This is a genomic window from Pseudomonas sp. LBUM1674, from assembly GCF_059695635.1.
The window spans coordinates 3435399-3450842 of the sequence record NZ_CP166779.1 but is presented as its reverse complement, the minus strand read 5'-3'; the positions used below and the strand labels follow the sequence as shown (position 1 = coordinate 3450842).

At 62.3% G+C, this 15444-nt stretch carries 14 protein-coding genes; 5 read left to right on the top strand and 9 right to left on the bottom strand.

From position 1 onward, the window contains the following. Window positions 1-81: 81 nt before the first annotated feature. Window positions 82-801: a FadR/GntR family transcriptional regulator gene (locus ACA067_RS15895; protein WP_497462634.1), complete on the bottom strand. Its 720-nt coding sequence runs from the start codon at window positions 799-801 to the stop codon at window positions 82-84. Window positions 802-1059: 258 nt separating this feature from the next. Here ACA067_RS15895 and ACA067_RS15890 point away from each other — a divergent pair, with 258 nt between their 5' ends. The 5 genes from ACA067_RS15890 to ACA067_RS15870 all read left to right on the top strand — a co-directional run bounded on the left by ACA067_RS15890 (window position 1060) and on the right by ACA067_RS15870 (window position 3646). Then, window positions 1060-1356, top strand: coding sequence for a DUF5629 family protein (locus ACA067_RS15890; RefSeq protein WP_497462633.1), 297 nt, complete (start codon window positions 1060-1062; stop codon window positions 1354-1356). Beyond that, window positions 1349-2518 carry a lactonase family protein gene (locus tag ACA067_RS15885; protein ID WP_497462785.1) on the top strand — a complete coding sequence of 390 codons (1170 nt, stop codon included), beginning with the start codon at window positions 1349-1351 and terminating at the stop codon, window positions 2516-2518. Before ACA067_RS15890 ends, ACA067_RS15885 begins: the two co-directional genes overlap by 8 nt. A 155-nt stretch (window positions 2519-2673) precedes the next feature. Beyond that, window positions 2674-2853 carry a hypothetical protein gene (locus tag ACA067_RS15880; RefSeq protein ID WP_154978246.1) on the top strand — a complete coding sequence of 60 codons (180 nt, stop codon included), beginning with the start codon at window positions 2674-2676 and terminating at the stop codon, window positions 2851-2853. 326 nt (window positions 2854-3179) lie between these two features. Next, window positions 3180-3392 (top strand): hypothetical protein, encoded by a 213-nt coding sequence (locus ACA067_RS15875; RefSeq protein WP_497462632.1) that lies wholly within the window; start codon window positions 3180-3182, stop codon window positions 3390-3392. After that, window positions 3389-3646: a hypothetical protein gene (locus tag ACA067_RS15870; RefSeq protein ID WP_497462631.1), complete on the top strand. Its 258-nt coding sequence runs from the start codon at window positions 3389-3391 to the stop codon at window positions 3644-3646. Before ACA067_RS15875 ends, ACA067_RS15870 begins: the two co-directional genes overlap by 4 nt. A gap of 119 nt (window positions 3647-3765) precedes the next feature. Here ACA067_RS15870 and ACA067_RS15865 read toward each other — a convergent pair whose 3' ends face one another. The 8 genes from ACA067_RS15865 to ACA067_RS15830 form a co-directional block, all read right to left on the bottom strand. After that, complete coding sequence (locus ACA067_RS15865; protein ID WP_497462630.1) at window positions 3766-4362, bottom strand: glutathione S-transferase; 597 nt, start codon at window positions 4360-4362, stop codon at window positions 3766-3768. Beyond that, window positions 4359-8000, bottom strand: a complete 3642-nt coding sequence (locus tag ACA067_RS15860; protein ID WP_497462629.1) for an AAA family ATPase — start codon at window positions 7998-8000, stop codon at window positions 4359-4361. Before ACA067_RS15860 ends, ACA067_RS15865 begins: the two co-directional genes overlap by 4 nt. Next, complete coding sequence (locus ACA067_RS15855; RefSeq protein WP_497462628.1) at window positions 7997-9241, bottom strand: exonuclease SbcCD subunit D C-terminal domain-containing protein; 1245 nt, start codon at window positions 9239-9241, stop codon at window positions 7997-7999. Before ACA067_RS15855 ends, ACA067_RS15860 begins: the two co-directional genes overlap by 4 nt. A gap of 327 nt (window positions 9242-9568) precedes the next feature. Next, window positions 9569-11203, bottom strand: a complete 1635-nt coding sequence (locus ACA067_RS15850) for a BatD family protein (RefSeq protein WP_497462627.1) — start codon at window positions 11201-11203, stop codon at window positions 9569-9571. Further along, entirely contained in the window at window positions 11200-12939 is a 1740-nt protein-coding gene (locus ACA067_RS15845) for a vWA domain-containing protein (RefSeq protein WP_497462626.1), read from the bottom strand. Before ACA067_RS15845 ends, ACA067_RS15850 begins: the two co-directional genes overlap by 4 nt. Then, on the bottom strand, window positions 12936-14015 hold the full coding sequence (locus ACA067_RS15840) for a vWA domain-containing protein (protein ID WP_497462625.1): 1080 nt from the start codon (window positions 14013-14015) through the stop codon (window positions 12936-12938). The genes ACA067_RS15845 and ACA067_RS15840 overlap by 4 nt, the downstream gene beginning before the upstream one ends. Beyond that, a complete protein-coding gene (locus tag ACA067_RS15835) occupies window positions 14008-14502 on the bottom strand; it encodes a DUF4381 domain-containing protein (protein WP_497462624.1) in 495 nt (164 codons plus the stop codon). The genes ACA067_RS15840 and ACA067_RS15835 overlap by 8 nt, the downstream gene beginning before the upstream one ends. After that, window positions 14499-15443: a DUF58 domain-containing protein gene (locus tag ACA067_RS15830; protein ID WP_497462623.1), complete on the bottom strand. Its 945-nt coding sequence runs from the start codon at window positions 15441-15443 to the stop codon at window positions 14499-14501. Before ACA067_RS15830 ends, ACA067_RS15835 begins: the two co-directional genes overlap by 4 nt. Between the last annotated feature and the right edge of the window lies 1 nt (window position 15444).

The following is a 15444-nucleotide window of genomic DNA, read 5'->3' as shown; positions in this document are numbered from 1 at the left end:
TCCGGGGATTGCGGACCGATGATCGGTCCAGCACAGGAAATCGCATTTCGTGGTCGCGAGTGCGGTATGGGGATACCGCCACTATGACAAAGGTTGACCCAATACCACGCTCAGGGCACTGCGCGCATCGTCGAGTTGCACCAGGGTTGCATGCCGGGCGCCCAGAGCATCGCGATTTTCGATGGCGGTCAGGATCGCCTTGTGTCGCGGCAGCGCCAGTTCATGCAGATTCGGTCGTTGGTTGGAATGTTTGAGCGCCTCGGCAATGGCCACCGATAGCATGTTGCACAAGTTCGCCAGCAAGTCGTTGTGGGTCGCGTCGGCAATCCGGCTGTGGAAATCCAGGTCCGGTTGCAGCAAGGCTTCCGGTGTCGGCGCGGCTTCCATGCGTTGATAGGCTTCACCGATGGAGGCGATGTCCGCGTCGGTGGCGAACTGGGCGGCGAGGGCTGCCGCAGCGGGTTCGATGATGCTGCGCACACTGGTCAGCAGATCGAAGAATTCATTCTGCGGGCTGCTTTGCATCAGCCAGTGCAGCACGTCCGGATCGAGCATGTGCCATTCCTTGCGCTGCTTGACCACGGTGCCAACCCGCGGACGGGAATACACCAGGCCCTTGGCAACCAGCACACGCGTGGCTTCACGCAGCACCGGCCGGCTGACGGCGTACTCTTCGCACAACAGGGCTTCGGCGGGCAGTTTGTCGTCCGGTTTGAAGCGTCCCGAGACGATCTGCATGCCCAGTTCCTGGACGATGCGCGAGTGCATGCTTTTGTGGTCGGAGGGTTTGCGGTAATCCATGGGGAACGGCGCGATCCTGAGCGATGTAGGTGCCGTGCATGATAACAGGCGTGGTGAGGACGGTCGCCAATCCCTGTAGGAGCTGGCTTGCCAGCGAAAGCGGTGGGTCAGTCAATGAAGATGTCGACTGAAACATCGCCTTCGCTGGCAAGCCAGCTCCTACAGGGGGGCGGTGTTGTGTGGGGGTTTTGTGTCCGACACTGAGCCGAGCCCACATTGAGCTATCATTGCGTCTTTCCCATTCAAAGATCGACTGCCATGACTGCCGTAACCGACACCTTGCTCGAAGCCCTCGAACACTGCAACTTGCTGGAAATCGACGGGCTGCACGCCTTCGATTTCTCCCTCGATGAAGACGACAACCTGCACATCGAATGCATGGACGGCCGAGCGGCAAAGCGCTGGGCGTTCAGCATGGCCCAGATCAATGCGGCGACCTTCGATCCAACCCTGCAAAGCTGGCTCATCACCGGTGATTCCGGCGAGCATCGGCTGGTACTGATGGATGCTTTCGGTGGTGATGACGACGAGGACGAAACGAATGAGAATGCGTAATCTCTGGCCGCTGTTGATCGCCGGCAGCGTTGGCGCGATGGGCGTTCAGACGGCGACGGCTGATGATTATCAGTTGCTGGTCGGTTCTTACACCGCCGGCCAGAGCCAAGGGATTTATCGCCTGAAGTTCGACAGTTCAACCGGGCAGATCGACGCCAAACCCTTGCAAGTGGTCAACAGCGAAAATCCGTCCTGGCTGACCCTGTCCAGGGATCAACGCCGCTTGTTCGTGGTCAACGAAAACGGTCCGGGGCAGGCTGATCCGGTAGGGCGCGTCAGCAGTTATGCGATCGATCCCAAGACCCATGAGCTGAGCCTGATCAATCATGTGCAGAGCCTGGGCAATGAGCCAACGCATTCGAGCCTCGGCCTTGAAGCCAGTCACCTGTTTGTCAGCAATTATTCGGTGGCCGAAGATCCGGGCGGCAGCCTGGCGGTGGTGCCGGTGGGTGCTGACGGCAAGCTCCAGCCCGTGGTGCAAATGAGCAGTCATCCCTCCAGCCGGGTCAATCCCGAGCGGCAGATGTCGGCCCATGTGCATTCGACCCTCTCATCGCCAGACGGCCGCTACGTGTTTTCCAATGACCTGGGGGCGGACCGGATTTTTGTCTACCGCTTCGACCCCAAGGCCAATCCGGACCTGCCGTTGACCGCGGCCAAACCGGCCTCGGTCCAGTTGCCACCCGGCAGCGGGCCCCGGCACCTGCTGTTCAGCGCCGATGGCAAACACGCGTGGTTGACCATGGAAATGAGCGCGCAGGTTGCGGTGTTCGATTACCGGGACGGTCAGCTGGAACAGACGCAAATGATCGACCTGGCGGCGGGCCAGCCAGTGTCGGACAAGGCCGCGGCGGCGCTGCATGCCTCGGCCGATGGCAAGTTCCTCTACGTCAGCAACCGTGGCACTGCCAATCAGTTGCTGGTGTTCGCCATCGACCCTGCGACCGGCCACCTCGAGGAGCTGCAGCGCCGCTCCGTGGAAGGCGATCATCCGCGCGAGTTCAGCCTCGATCCGAGTGGCAAGTTCCTGTTGATCGCCAACCAAAAGAGCAACCAGATTGTCGTCGTCGAGCGCGATGCCAGGACCGGCCTGCTGGGTAAAACCGTACAGAAACTGCCGATGGATGCCCCGAGCGACCTCAAGTTCCTGGTGCGTCAATAGGCCGCAGGCCCCGGTTGATGGGGCCTGCATCCTTCTATTAATGACGCTGATATCTGCTACTGCTACAAAAGATTTCAAGGCGCCAACCGCGAAGGTTAAGTTTGCTCCACGGCCCCACCGGGCAAGCAAGCCAACTGACTTCGAGGACTACCGCCATGAACTTCAATCTCTTCTCTGTGATCGCCGCATCCGCTATCTCAGCCACCGTGGCGCTGCCAGCCAGCGCCAACGTTGAAATCAGCGACAAAAAATCCCACGCCCAGAGCTACACCCAGAAATACCTGCAGCAGAGCGCCAATTTCTACGCCGCCCTGGATCACAAAAGCCAACACTGAAAGTTCAGCCCTGCACACTTTATGCAGGAGCGAAGTCACTTGCTGATTGACCGCCTGGTCGAAAGGCCGAGAAGTGATGTCGCTCCTGCATAACGCGTTACGACAGCATCATCTTCTGTTTTTCTATCCCGCCATTCTTTCGCCTGCCCAGCTCGCTCAAGACGAGCCGAAGGCCGCTCGCGAGCGGCTGATAGGTTTTATCAAAAACTGAGATAGACGGGCTTAATGATCAACGAAGCTGATGTTCACTATGGATAACCCTGAGTGGTTGTGATGACTTTTTTGATCGATTCTGTGGGCATCGAAACATGCCAGCGGAGAACATCATGGCCAGCACAATCCTCACTTCTGCCAAACGCGGCGCCTATGTGGCGATCGGTCTTTACCTGGCCATGGTCCTGGTGTTCAGCCTTTCACCGCAGTCGCGTCAAACCATTGAAGCGCCGATTCAAGTCGCTCATCCCGGCATCCAGTTTGAACACCGTGCGCAAAACGCGACGGTCGATCAGGCGCTGATCGCGGGGATCGCCGGAGCATGAAAGGGTACAGACTTTGGGTCATCGCCTTCCTGGCGTTCATGACCAACGGATCATCCCTGCTGGGGATCGGACATGCCTCGGCGGGGTCGTTGGCGCGGGCCATCGAAGCCAATCACAATCTTGCACGCAACATCGAGACCGCGAAGGCCCTGGGACTGCTGGCCGGCAATCCGCCGATCAAGCGCCAGAGCGAGTTTTTCGGACCATTTCACGTGGATTGCTCGGTGATTGAGATGTGCTCGGTATTGGCCTGAAACCGTCACATGTAGGAGCTGCCGCAGGCTGCGATCTTTTGATCTTCACATTTTCGCTGGCGCCGAAGATCAAAAGATCGCAGCCTTCGGCAGCTCCTACGGGGATTGCGATCATCCAGTTACTTTTTCATTATCGATGTAAAAAGATCAGACTCCAGAAACCGCTGCAACCAGGCCTGCAAGCGCCGATAGGGCGTCTTTGCGAACCACTCGCGATCGACATGGGCGAATTGCCGCACGAACGGCATCAGTGCTATATCCGCCAGGCTTGGATGCGCTGCCAGCAAATAATCGCGCCCCTCCAGCAGCCCGTCGAGCTTGCGTAGAAAGACTTCACCCTCAGCGCGATAAAACGCCATCGGCTGCTCGGGATAACGCTCGGCGTATTTGTAACGATTGAGGTGCAGCTTGAACACCTGATCGTTCGCTTCAATCAGCTCGGCGATACGTTGCTGCCCGACGGGGTCATCCTTGAGCAACCAGTCCTGCGGATCGTTCTGCGCCAGGGCCCAGTGCATGATCGACAGGCTTTCATCGATCACCTGACCGTCGACGCTCAGTACCGGCACCGTGCCTTTGCTCGACAATGCGAGCATCTCGGCGGGTTTGGCCTTCAGGCTGACCTCGACAATGTCCACGGCAACCCCGCAATAGCGCAGGGCCATGCGCGCCCGCATGGCGTAGGGGCAGCGGCGGAACGAATACAGGGTATTCATTTCACCTCCAGGGTGCTCAGGCCGTTGCCCTGGCGGCGGACCTGAATCTGCACCGGAATGCGCTCATGCATTTCCTGGACGTGGGAAATCACCGCGACCTTGCGCCCCTGGGCCTGCAAGCCGTCGAGGGCGTCCATGGCCAGTTGCAGGGATTCCGGATCGAGACTGCCGAAGCCTTCGTCGATGAACAGCGATTCGATTTTCAGCGTGCTCGAGGCCATCGATGCCAAGCCCAATGCCAGAGCCAGCGATACCAGGAACGTTTCGCCGCCGGACAACGAATGCACCGAACGCAGTTCATCGCCCATCTCGGTGTCCATCACCAGCAAGCCCAACATGCTGCCGCCGCGTTTCAGGCGATAGCGCCGCACCAGCTGCCGCAATTGGACGTTGGCATGATGCACCAGCAGGTCGAGGTTGTAGGCCTGGGCGATCTTGCGGAAGGTGTCACCGGTGGCCGAGCCGATCAGTGCATTCAAGCGGGCCCAGCGCTGATATTCGGTGTAGGCGTCGGCAATCTGCTGCGCCAGAGCCTGATTGGCGTTCTGCCGGCGTTGATCCTCGGTCTGTTCGGCGCGCAGTTCGGCGCATTGGTGTTCGCTGGCGGCCGACAGGCTTTGCAGTTCGGCAAGCGCCGTGGCCAGTTGCTCGGCGTCGAGATTGCCATTGTGCTGCGCCTGATGATCGAGCAGCCGCTGATCGCGCTCCTGCAGCAGGACGTTGGCCTGCTCGACGGCTTTTTCGCTGTGTTGTAATTGCTGGCGCAGTTCGCTGACCTGCTGGTCGTCGACGCTCAGCAGGTTTTCCAGGCCGCCATCATCCAGTTCCGGGTGCAAGGCGCGCCAGTCGGCGATTTTGCCGCTCAAATCCCGATCTTCGGTTTCCAGTGCGAGCAGGCGGTCCTGCTGTGCCTTGAGCTCGGCGGCCAGTTGCACCAGTCCCGTGCGCACGCTTTGCAGTTCCTGACTGGCCGTTGCTTCGCCAGTGCGTGCCTGTTCCACGGCCTGGTCGAGTTGCTGCTGCCACTGCTCGGCGCTCGTATGTTGGTCGAGCAATTGCGCCAGTTTCTGCTGGCAAGCCTGTTGCTGCTCTTTGATGACCGTGAATTGCTGCTGCGCGGTTTCCAGTTGCTGGACGCGGGTCAGCTGGCGATCTTGCTCTTTTTCCAGCGTCTGTTGGCGTAGTTGCTGTTCGCTGAGTTCGTCGCGCTGCTGATCGAGTTGTTCCAGGCGCTGGGCGATCTGTTGGTCGAGCTGCATGAAGGTCGCAGCGGGTTCGTTGCGCAAGGCGTCCAGCGTTTCGGCCGGGAGCAGGGCGCTGAACGCCGTCAGCTCTTCGTCCATACGCTGGCGATCACTGCTCAACGCCTGTTGCTGATGACTCAGGTGCTGGGTCGCCTGCTGGCTCGCCGTTTCGGCGCTGCGCAACTGCTGTTGCAGGCGCGCGGCATCCTGTTGCAGGGTGAGCAGGGCGGATTGGCGCTGTTCGTCCTGGCTGATGCTCTGGTTCAGCTGACTGTTTTGCTGGGCGAGCCAGGCATCGCGTTTGAGCCTGTCCTGACCCAGCAACTGCGTTGAGAGCGGATGCGCTTCGAGGCTTGGCGTCAGGCTCTGCAGCTGCGCGCTGAGTTGCTCCTGCTGTTGTAGAAATTCCCTTTGCTGAGCGATCAGGCCGCCGACTTCAGCGCGCAGGTCGGTGAGTTTTTCCTTGAGCAGGTCGACCGCTTTCTGGGCGTTGGCCTGTTCGCTTTCATCGTGCCGACCGAGACTTTGCAACAAGGCTTCAGGCTGGTGGTAAGGATGATCAGGACTGCCGCACACCGGGCAAGGCTGATCGTCCTGCAGCTGCTCGCGCAATTCTTCGACGCTGGCACTGCGGGCCAGACGCTGGCGTTCCAGCAGTTCGCGGGTGACGGTCAGGGTCTGTTCGGCGACCGTCAATTGATTTTTGGTGTTCACGCCGTCCTGGGTCAGGCGATCGCGTTCTTGCTGCGCGGTTGTCTGGCGCTGTTGCAGCTCGGCGGCACGCTTGTCGAGTTCCTGCTGACCGGCCCACAGTCGTGTCAGCTCTTCAAATGCCCGCAATTGCTTGCGGTTGTCCTGCAGCAGGTTGCCCAGCAGCTGGATCTGTTCCGCCACGGCTTCCGGCTCGGCACCCGCTTCTTTGTACAGCACTTCCAGGTGCTGCTTTTGCGCCGCCAACTCCTCGGTGGCGCGGGTGGCGCTCTGTTCCAGGGCGGCCAGTTCGGCCTGGCCCTTGTTCAGGCGATTACCCACGAGCATCAGCTGCTGCAGACGGTCGCGATAGGCGTTCCAGGCGTCGCTCAGCGGTGCCAGATGGATGCTTTGTTCAAGCTCCCCGGCGATTCGCTGCAGACGTGCGGCCACCTGCTGTTGTTGCTCAAGCAAGCCCTGGATCCTTAGCTGCCCTTGCGTGCAGGCGAGTTCTGCCTGTTGCTTGAGGTCTGCACTCTGAGCGGCTTCCTTGTCCAGGCGGGCGAGGGTGCTTTGCTCTTCAAAAGCCTGACGCAGCAGCGGCGCGCAGGCGCTGTGCTGGCGTTGGGCTTCGATCAGTGCGGTCCGCGCAGCCGCCAGGCTGAGTTCGAGTTGCGCCTGACGTTCGCTCAGCTCGGCTTGCTGGCGCGTGGACTGTTGAATGTGCGCGGCCAGCGGCGTGAGCTGGGCGCTGAGTTCGGCCTTGCGCGCGAATTGATGCCGTTGCGGCGCCAGCTGCTCCAGCCGGGTCAATGTCAGACGTTCGCCAGCCAGACTGTGCCAATGCTGTCGGGCGCTGGTCAGTTGTTCGGTGGCACTGTGTTGCGCGTCCTGCAACTGGCGCAGGTCCTTGAGCCAGGTGTGTTGCAGCTCAAGCTGTTTGAGTTGTGCCTGTTGCGTCTTGAGTTGCTGTTGCGCCTGGTTGAAACGCTCATCCAGCTCCGCCCGGGCTTGCGGCGACAGTGGCGTGACCCCGGTGGCCTGGTCCTGCAGCAGCTTGTGGGTTTCGCGGGCTTCCTTGGTTTTGTCGAAGGCGCGGCGACCCAGACGGGTGTAGAGCGCGGTGTCGGTGAGTTTTTCCAGGAGCTCGCTGCGTTCGTTGTCGTTCGCCTTGAGGAAGGCACTGAACTCGCTCTGGGCGAGCAGCACCGCGCGGGTGAACTGCTCGAAATTCAGGCCCAGCACCGATTCAAGCTGGATTTTGAATTCGACTTTCTGGCTGGCCAGCAGCTGATCCTGATCGATGTCGCGCAAGCTTTGGCGACTGGCTTGCAGTTTGCCGCCGGCCTTTTCCCTAGCGCGGTTGGCTTCCCAGCGTGCACGGTAACGGCGGCCGTCAATGCCGACGAAATCCACTTCGGCATAACCTTCACCGGTGCCGCGACGCAGCAAGGTGCGCGGGTCCCCGGTGCCGATTTCGCCATCGGCGTCCGGTGCCTTGGCCGACGTCTGCGCATTGCTCAAGCGCGGCACAGCGCCGAACAACGCCAGGCACAAGGCATCGAGCAGGGTACTTTTACCCGCGCCGGTGGGGCCGGTAATCGCGAACAGACCGGCGCTGGCCAGCGGTTCAGCGGTGAAGTCGATCTCAAACGGACCGGCCAGCGAGGCAAGGTTCTTCAGGCGGATCGCGAGGATCTTCATGGTTGTTCGCTCTCCATCTGCACGTCCTGCAACAACTCTGCAAAATCCTTCAGCGTTTGCTCATCGACCTCGCTGCCATAGCTGTCCTGCCACGCGCGGCTGAACAATTCCTGTGGCGTGAGCTGGTCCAGTTCGACCAGCGTCGTGCCGTCATCGACGCCATCGCGGCTGCCGTTGCCGGCGTATTCCGCAGCGATGCGCACCAGGCGCACGGCTTTGCCTTGCAGCGCGCTTTCGACTTGATGGCGCAGATCGGGTTGCGGCTCATCCAGGCACACCCGGACTTCCAGCCAAGGCTGGCGCTGAATGTCGGCCAGCAGGTCGATGTCCGGCAGGTCGGCCAGTTGCAGCAAGATGTCGGCCAACGGCGCCGGCCCGATGCGCTGCAGATTCACCGCGCGGGGAATCAGCTTCGGTTCGACGCTGACCAGGGTTTCGCCGTCGAGTATGACGTCGAGAATCTGATGCTGATAACCGATCTCGGAAAACGACAGCGGGATCGGCGAACCGCTGTAGCGGATGCGCTCTTGCGCGTTGACCTTCTGCGGCTTGTGCAAATGCCCGAGGGCGACGTAGCTGATGCTTGGCCCGAACAGGCTGGCGGGCAGGGCTTCGGCATTGCCGATGATCAGGCTGCGCTCGGAGTCTTCCGACACCGAGCCGCCGGCCATGTGCGCGTGACTGATGGCGATCAGTGCCTGGCCCGGTTTGCGCTTGGCATTGGCGGCTTCGATCAGCCATTCGTGAACCTGCCCGATACCGCGCAGGTAGTTGTCACCCAGATGCGCGCCGGTGACTTCGGCGGGGCGCAGGAACGGCAGCGCCAGGCACCAGGCGACGGTTTTGCCCTTGGCGTTGGGTAACGGCAGCAGCAGCCGCTCGGCGTCAAGTTGACCATCGTCCAGCCACAGCACCCGACCGAGGGCATGCGTGCGCAAACGGCGCATCAACGGCGCGGGGAGTTCAATGCGCGAGCCGGAATCGTGGTTGCCGGCGATCATAACGATGGTCAGCTTCGGCTGCTGCTCATGGGCGCTGACGATGAAGTCGTAGAGGCGTTCCTGGGCTTTGACCGGCGGGTTGACCGTGTCGAAGATATCGCCGGCGATCAGCAGTACATCGGGCTGATCCAGCTTGAGCTGGCGCAGCAGCCAGTCGAGGAAACAACCGTGCTCGAAATCGCGGTCCTGGCCGTGCAGATTCTGCCCGAGGTGCCAGTCGGAGGTGTGAAACAGACGCAAGGCGAACTCCGTAGGAAATAAGGTAATGGCCGCGAGGAAAATGATGGCGGCGAAAGGGGAGAGAGTTTACTGGCAAACAGCAAAAAGATCGCAGCCTTCGGCAGCTCCTACATTGGAATGGCGTACACCCTGTAGGAGCTGGCTTGTCGGATCGCCGCACCGCAACGAAGGCTGCGTGTCAGTCGACATCGATGCCGGATGTCAAATCGCCTTCGCGAGCAGGTCGAATCGTCGCACCGTCGCTCCCACAATGGATTTTTGCCAGCCCCCGGATTTGGGTACCCCCAATTACCTGTAGGAGATACCGCAGGCTGCGATCTTTTGATCTTATTTCGGATAGAGCGGTGGCAACCCGCTGTCGCCCACCGGGTCATGCACCCGATCGGCAATCGGGATCGCCTTGATCGCCCGCCACAGTTCCTCACCCTGCCAATGCTGGCCGGTTTCGCTATAGAGCGCGCCGTTCAGTCCGTCGAGGGCGTCGGACAGCGGTACGAAGCGGGCGGCCATGTCGGCCAGGGTTTCCGGTTGTTGCCGGGCCCAGGCGTCGAGGGCCTGGCGCGTGGCGTGGGTGTCATTGGCCTGACAGGCACGCTTGAGGTCGTCGAGCACGGTGCGTGGGCTCGGGCCGGTCTGCGCGACACGCAGGATCGCCGGTTGCCAGCGGGCGCGCCACCACAGGCCGAAGCCCAGCACAGTGCTGCAGGCGAGGATCAGGGTGCTGAGCTTCCAGCGCCAGAGTGTTTGGCTGTCGACAGCGGAAATGATGGGCGGTGTGCCGGCCGGGGTGTCGACCGTCAGGCTCGGATTGTTCGCCACTTGCAGGGTCTGGGCCGGCAGGCTGCTGTGTTCCAGGTGATCCTCGAAGGTGTTCCACCAGGTCACTTCCACCGCGGGCAACTCGATGGCGCCGCTACGGGTCGGCACCAGGGCTTCGCGCTCTTCGCGACTGCCGATCAGGCCGCGTTCGCTGTTCTGGTTGCCCAGCATCGGTTGATCCGGGTAGCGCCGCAAGCCGTTGACATCGGTGGCGGGCAACGGCGGCAATTGCGAACTGGCCAGGCCCTCGGCCTTCACGGTCAAGCGGCGCGTCAGGGAATCGCCCACCTGCGCGTGATCCGGTTGCGGGTTCCAGCTTTCGCTCAGGCTCAGGCTTCGAGCCGGCAGCCAGGGCACATCCGCCGGGTAAACGCTCGGTTTGGCCTTGACCGTGAGCATGATCTCGGAGGAGCTGACGCGCATCAGTTTGCCGGATTTCGGTACCTGGGAGGTGGCGTCCACCAGGGCGGCATTGAAGATCTGCGCCGGAATGATCAATTCACCGCTCTGTTGCGGGTAGATCGCGTAGCGCATTTCGATCACGCCGTGGCGCAGGCCATTGATGTCTTTCTCATAGGTGCGCGACTCGCCCAGTTGCTCGATGCGCACATCGGCGATCTGCAGGGGCGGCAGGCTGCTGTCATCGTACAGCGACACCGAATGGTAGATCCGCAGGGTGAGGATCGCCTGGGCCTGTACGTACACACTGTTTTGATCGAGGCTGGCGTCGATGAACACCGGGGTCAGTTGGTGGCGGATGTCCTGGGTTTCGCTCTGGACCACTTGCAGGGTGATAGGCTGGCTCTGCACCTCACCCAGTTGCAGCAACGGGATCTCCACGCTGCCGGTCTGCCGGGGCAGCAGGGTGATGATCCACCGGGTGGTGGCACCGTTGTCGCCGTTAAGCGTATTCAACTGGTTGACCTGACGGGTGCCGCGGACTTCGAACAGTGGCTCCAGCGGCGTCAGGTCAGGCTTGCCGAACTGCGTCACGTCAGTGGTTTCCAGGGTCAGTTCGACCGTCTCGCCGGAGTTCAGGCGACTGCGATCCACACTGGCGACCAGCTCCGCGGCCTGGGCGCTGACGGTGCAGAGCAACAGCGCGGGTAGCAGGGCGAGCCTGGAGAGGGTGAAGCGGGTCATCGAGTTTTTCCCTGATCCTGATGTTGTTGCTGTTCGTACCAGAATTTGCGCCTGAGCAATTCGCCGGGATTATCCGGGATCTTGCGTAGCCATTGCTCCAACGCCTGGCGCTGTTCGCCATCGATGCTGGCAGTGGCCGGGCGCAAGGGCGGCCTGGTGTGTTGTTCATCCCCCAGCTCACTGCCGGGGACCTCGTTGGTCCCCGCTTTCGGCGGCGTTGCCGGCGGCTGCCCGGCAGCTGCCGTAGCCTGTTGGGCGTCGGTTTGCGGTTCGCCGCTGCCCGACGGTTGAGTGGCCGCGCCGGGCGGTGGTTCTTGCTGGCTGGCCTGGTGTTCGTCGCCAGGTTTTTGCTCCGGCTTCACCGGCGGCGGGGTGTTTTTCTGCTTGATCAGATTTTCCACCAACGCTTTGTTGGTCAGCGCCGGGCGTAAATCCGGCTGACGTTCGAGCGCCTGTTCGTAAGCGTCCAGCGCTGCTTCCAGCTCACCGCTCCTGGCCAGGGCGTTGCCACGATTGTAGTGGGCGTGGGCGTCGTTGCCTGCGGCGAACCGCTGAGCGGCGCCACTGTAGTCGCCGGCCTCATACAGCGCCACGCCCTGCCATTGCGGGTCGGCGAAATGCTGTGCGGCCTCGGCCGGGCGCTTCTGGTTGAGCAAGTGCATACCCTGCTGATCCGGCCGCAGCCACAGGTCTTCGAAGTCGAAGGCGTAGCTGGTTTGCGGCAGCAGCATCAGCAGCGGCAGGCAGAACAGCCAGCCGCGGCGACCGGCGCAGGCTGCCAGCAGCAACAGCGGCAATAATAGCCAGTAACCCTGATCGGCCCAGGTGTCGAGGCGCACGGTCTGGCCGTCATTGATCAGTGTGCGCGGGCCGTCGAACAGGCCTAGCGCACGCAGATCGGCATCGTCCAGGCGCGCGTGGCGATAGCGTCCGTCCACTGCACTGGCAAAGGCTTGCAGACTGGGTTCGTCCAGATGCGGCACCAGGATCGCGCCCTGATCGTCCTTGAGAAAACTGCCGTCCTCTTGCGTGATCGGCGCCCCTTCGGCGGTGCCGATGCCGAGCATCAGGAACTGCGTCGATTTACCATCCAGCGCCTGACGGATCCCTTGACGCTCCTCTTCGGTCAGGGTCGAACCGATGAGCAGGATCCGACCCTCGCCCAGCGCCCCCTGATTCAGCAGGGCAAGGGCCTTGACCACCGCCAGATCGGCGCGATGGCCGGCCTGGGGCATCAGCGAGGGCTTGAGCGCTTCCAGCAGATTGCGGCTGGTGGACAGGTCATCCGACAGCGGCACCAAGGTGTGGGCGCTGCCGGCGTAGACGACGATGGCGGTCTGGGCATCGCTGCGGCTTTGCAGCAAGTCGAACAGCTTGCGCCGCGCCTGTTCCAGGCGGTTCGGCGTCACGTCGGTGGCGAGCATTTCCGGGGTCAGTTCCAGGATCACCACCAGCGGATCGGCCGGCTTCTGACTGGCTTGCTCGACACGTTCCCAACCCGGTCCCAGCAACGCCAGAATGGTCAGCAGCCACGCCACGCCCAGGGCGACCCATGGCAGTTTGCTGTCGCGACCGCTGCCACCACTGAGCAATGCCGCATGAAAGGCCGGCGGCAGAATCATCTGCCAGCGCCCCGCGCGTTTCTGTCGGTGCCAGAGTTGCCACAGCAGCCAGCCGAGCAGCGGCAACAGCAGCAGCCACCAAGGGCGGAACCAGAAGGGCCAGAGCGCACTCATCGGCGCCTCCGCAGGCGCAGGCGGTTGAGCCGCCGGCGCCAGTCGGGCAGTTGCGATTGCAAGAACAGATCCTTGGTAAACAGGCGCTGCAAGGGGTTGTCCGGCCAGAGCTCGCGGACGACGAACAGCATGCTCAGCAGCAGCGCCATTGCCAGAGGCCAGTGGTACAAGGCCTGGGCCGGACGCGCCTGGGTGGGTTGTTGCGTCACCGGTTCGAGTGTGTCGAGAATGTCCTTGATCGCCTGCAGCTCCTTGCCATCGCGGGCGCGGAAGTACTGGCCGCCTGTGGCTTCGGCGATGGCTTTCAAGGACGGCTCGTCGAGGTCCAGGCTCGGGTTGATCCCGAGAAAACCGAGGGTGCCACTGTCCTCCGGATTGGCACCGATGCCAATGGGGTAGATTTTCACTCCTTCGATGGCCGCCAGCCGCGCCGCCGTCAGCGGGTCGATTTCGCCGCCATTATTGGCGCCGTCGGTGACCAGAATCAGCACGCGACTTTGCGCCGGGCGCATGCGCAGCCGCTTCAGGGCCAGGCCAATGGCATCGCCGATCGCGGTGTTCTTGCCGGCGATACCGATTCGCGCTTCGTCGAGCCAGACCCGCACGGTGCGCCGGTCAAAAGTCAGCGGAGCCTGCAGGTAAGCCTGGCTGCCGAACAGGATCAGGCCGACCCGGTCGCCTTCGCGACCTTCGAGGAAGTCGCCGAGTAAATGCTGGACCAATGTCAGGCGGCTGACCTCATCGTCCTGCCAGCGCATGTCGGGAAAGTCCATGGAGCCGGACACGTCCACCGCGACCAGCAGATCGCGGCCGCTGGCGGCAATCGGCAGCGGCTCTCCGAGCCATTGCGGGCGGGCCGCGGCGATCAGCAACAACAACCACAGCAGAATGAACGGCGCTTGTTGGCGCCAGGCCGGCAGGTTGGCTCGGGCGCGGCGCCGGGCCAGGCCTTCGAGGTCGCTGAGGAAGCTGACTTTGAGCGCCGGCTCGCCACTGTCCGCCACCGGCAGCACCACGCGCAACAGCCAGGGCAGCGGCAGCAGGGCGAACATCCACGGCCAGGCGAATTCAAACATGCTTGCGAATCCAGGTATCGACCGCTTGAGTCAGGCCGGCGATGGCCTTGTCGTCGAGTTTGCATTCAGGTTTGTAGGCGCCTTCGACCAGCACCATCCAGCGGGTCAGTCCCGCGGCCGGGCAGCGGTTGTCGAGAAAGGCCAGCCATTTGCGCCCGTTGAGGGTGTGGCTCTGGCTGTACGGATAGTGGTTGCGGCACAGGCGCTTGAGCAAACCGTTGAGTTGCTGCAGCCAGGCACCGGCCGGTGCGCCGTCGTAAGGCTTGGGCATCAGTGCGAGCTCGGCCAGCGCTGCGATGCGTACCGGGTCCAGCGGTTGTTCGGCGCGCACGACTGGGCGGTTGTCGGGAAGCAAGCGTCGCAACTGCCACATGCCGAAACCGAACACAGGCAGTAATAGCAGCAATAACCACCAGCCCGGCGCCGGTGGCCAGAATTCGATCGGTGGCGGCGAAATCAGCGGTTGCAGTTGCTCGAGGCTGCTCATCGGCTTTTCCCCGGACGTTCCGGGTTCAGGTATTCGCGCAGTTGTTCGACCATCTCGCTCTGCGTGCTTAACGGCATCAGCAGCACCCGCAGTTTCTGCGCCAGCAGTTCCCAGCGAGCGACGCGTGCCTCGGCCTGGGCGCGGTAAGTCTGGCGCAGGTCGAAATTGAGGGTGTCGAGTTCCAGTTGCGCCCCCCGTTCCGCGAAGCGCAACAGCCCGGCGGCGGGCAGGGCATGGTCAAGCGGATCGGACACCGGCAGCAACAACAGGTCGCAGTGGCGCGACAACAGACTCAGCTGCTGCTCGGCGCCCTCGGTCAGGGCGCGTTCGTCGCAGATTACGATCACCAGGCTGCCAGGACGCAGGACTTCCCGGGCACGGCGCAGGGCAATGTTGAAAGCGTCGCGGTCCGGCTCGGTTTCGGTGTGCAACGACTGATTGACCCGCACCAGGCGGTTGAGCAACTGCAACAGGCTCTGCTTGCTGCGCCGTGGCTTGATCTCGTAATGCTCTTTGTCGCCGAACACCAGGCCGCCGACCCGGTCGTTATGGCCCAGCGCCGCCCAGCCAATCAGACTCGCGGCCTGGGCGGCGAGTACCGATTTGAACATCAGTCCCGAACCGAAAAACAACCGACAGCTTTGCTCGACCATGATGAAAATCGGGCGCTCGCGTTCTTCGTGGAACAGCTTGGTGTGAGGTTCCTGAGTACGGGCGGTGACGCGCCAATCGATGCTGCGCACGTCGTCGCCGGCCTGATAGACCCGCACCTGGTCGAAATCCACGCCACGGCCACGCAGTTTCGAATGGTGCAGGCCGATCAGCGGGCTACGCTGGCTTGGCGTGGAGAACAGGTGCACTTCACGCACTCGATGGCGCATTTCGATCAGCTCGGCGAGGCTGACACGGACACCCGGTTCGGATGGCAGGATGGCGTTCATC

What these genes read in the sequence shown, in the direction of transcription:
- ACA067_RS15895 (WP_497462634.1), bottom strand. Translation starts at nt 801, where the DNA reads ATGGATTACCGCAAACCCTCCGACCACAAAAGCATGCACTCGCGCATC.
- ACA067_RS15890 (WP_497462633.1), top strand. Translation starts at nt 1,060, where the DNA reads ATGACTGCCGTAACCGACACCTTGCTCGAAGCCCTCGAACACTGCAAC.
- ACA067_RS15885 (WP_497462785.1), top strand. Translation starts at nt 1,349, where the DNA reads ATGCGTAATCTCTGGCCGCTGTTGATCGCCGGCAGCGTTGGCGCGATG.
- ACA067_RS15880 (WP_154978246.1), top strand. Translation starts at nt 2,674, where the DNA reads ATGAACTTCAATCTCTTCTCTGTGATCGCCGCATCCGCTATCTCAGCC.
- ACA067_RS15875 (WP_497462632.1), top strand. Translation starts at nt 3,180, where the DNA reads ATGGCCAGCACAATCCTCACTTCTGCCAAACGCGGCGCCTATGTGGCG.
- ACA067_RS15870 (WP_497462631.1), top strand. Translation starts at nt 3,389, where the DNA reads ATGAAAGGGTACAGACTTTGGGTCATCGCCTTCCTGGCGTTCATGACC.
- ACA067_RS15865 (WP_497462630.1), bottom strand. Translation starts at nt 4,362, where the DNA reads ATGAATACCCTGTATTCGTTCCGCCGCTGCCCCTACGCCATGCGGGCG.
- ACA067_RS15860 (WP_497462629.1), bottom strand. Translation starts at nt 8,000, where the DNA reads ATGAAGATCCTCGCGATCCGCCTGAAGAACCTTGCCTCGCTGGCCGGT.
- ACA067_RS15850 (WP_497462627.1), bottom strand. Translation starts at nt 11,203, where the DNA reads ATGACCCGCTTCACCCTCTCCAGGCTCGCCCTGCTACCCGCGCTGTTG.
- ACA067_RS15845 (WP_497462626.1), bottom strand. Translation starts at nt 12,939, where the DNA reads ATGAGTGCGCTCTGGCCCTTCTGGTTCCGCCCTTGGTGGCTGCTGCTG.
- ACA067_RS15840 (WP_497462625.1), bottom strand. Translation starts at nt 14,015, where the DNA reads ATGTTTGAATTCGCCTGGCCGTGGATGTTCGCCCTGCTGCCGCTGCCC.
- ACA067_RS15835 (WP_497462624.1), bottom strand. Translation starts at nt 14,502, where the DNA reads ATGAGCAGCCTCGAGCAACTGCAACCGCTGATTTCGCCGCCACCGATC.
- ACA067_RS15830 (WP_497462623.1), bottom strand. Translation starts at nt 15,443, where the DNA reads ATGAACGCCATCCTGCCATCCGAACCGGGTGTCCGTGTCAGCCTCGCC.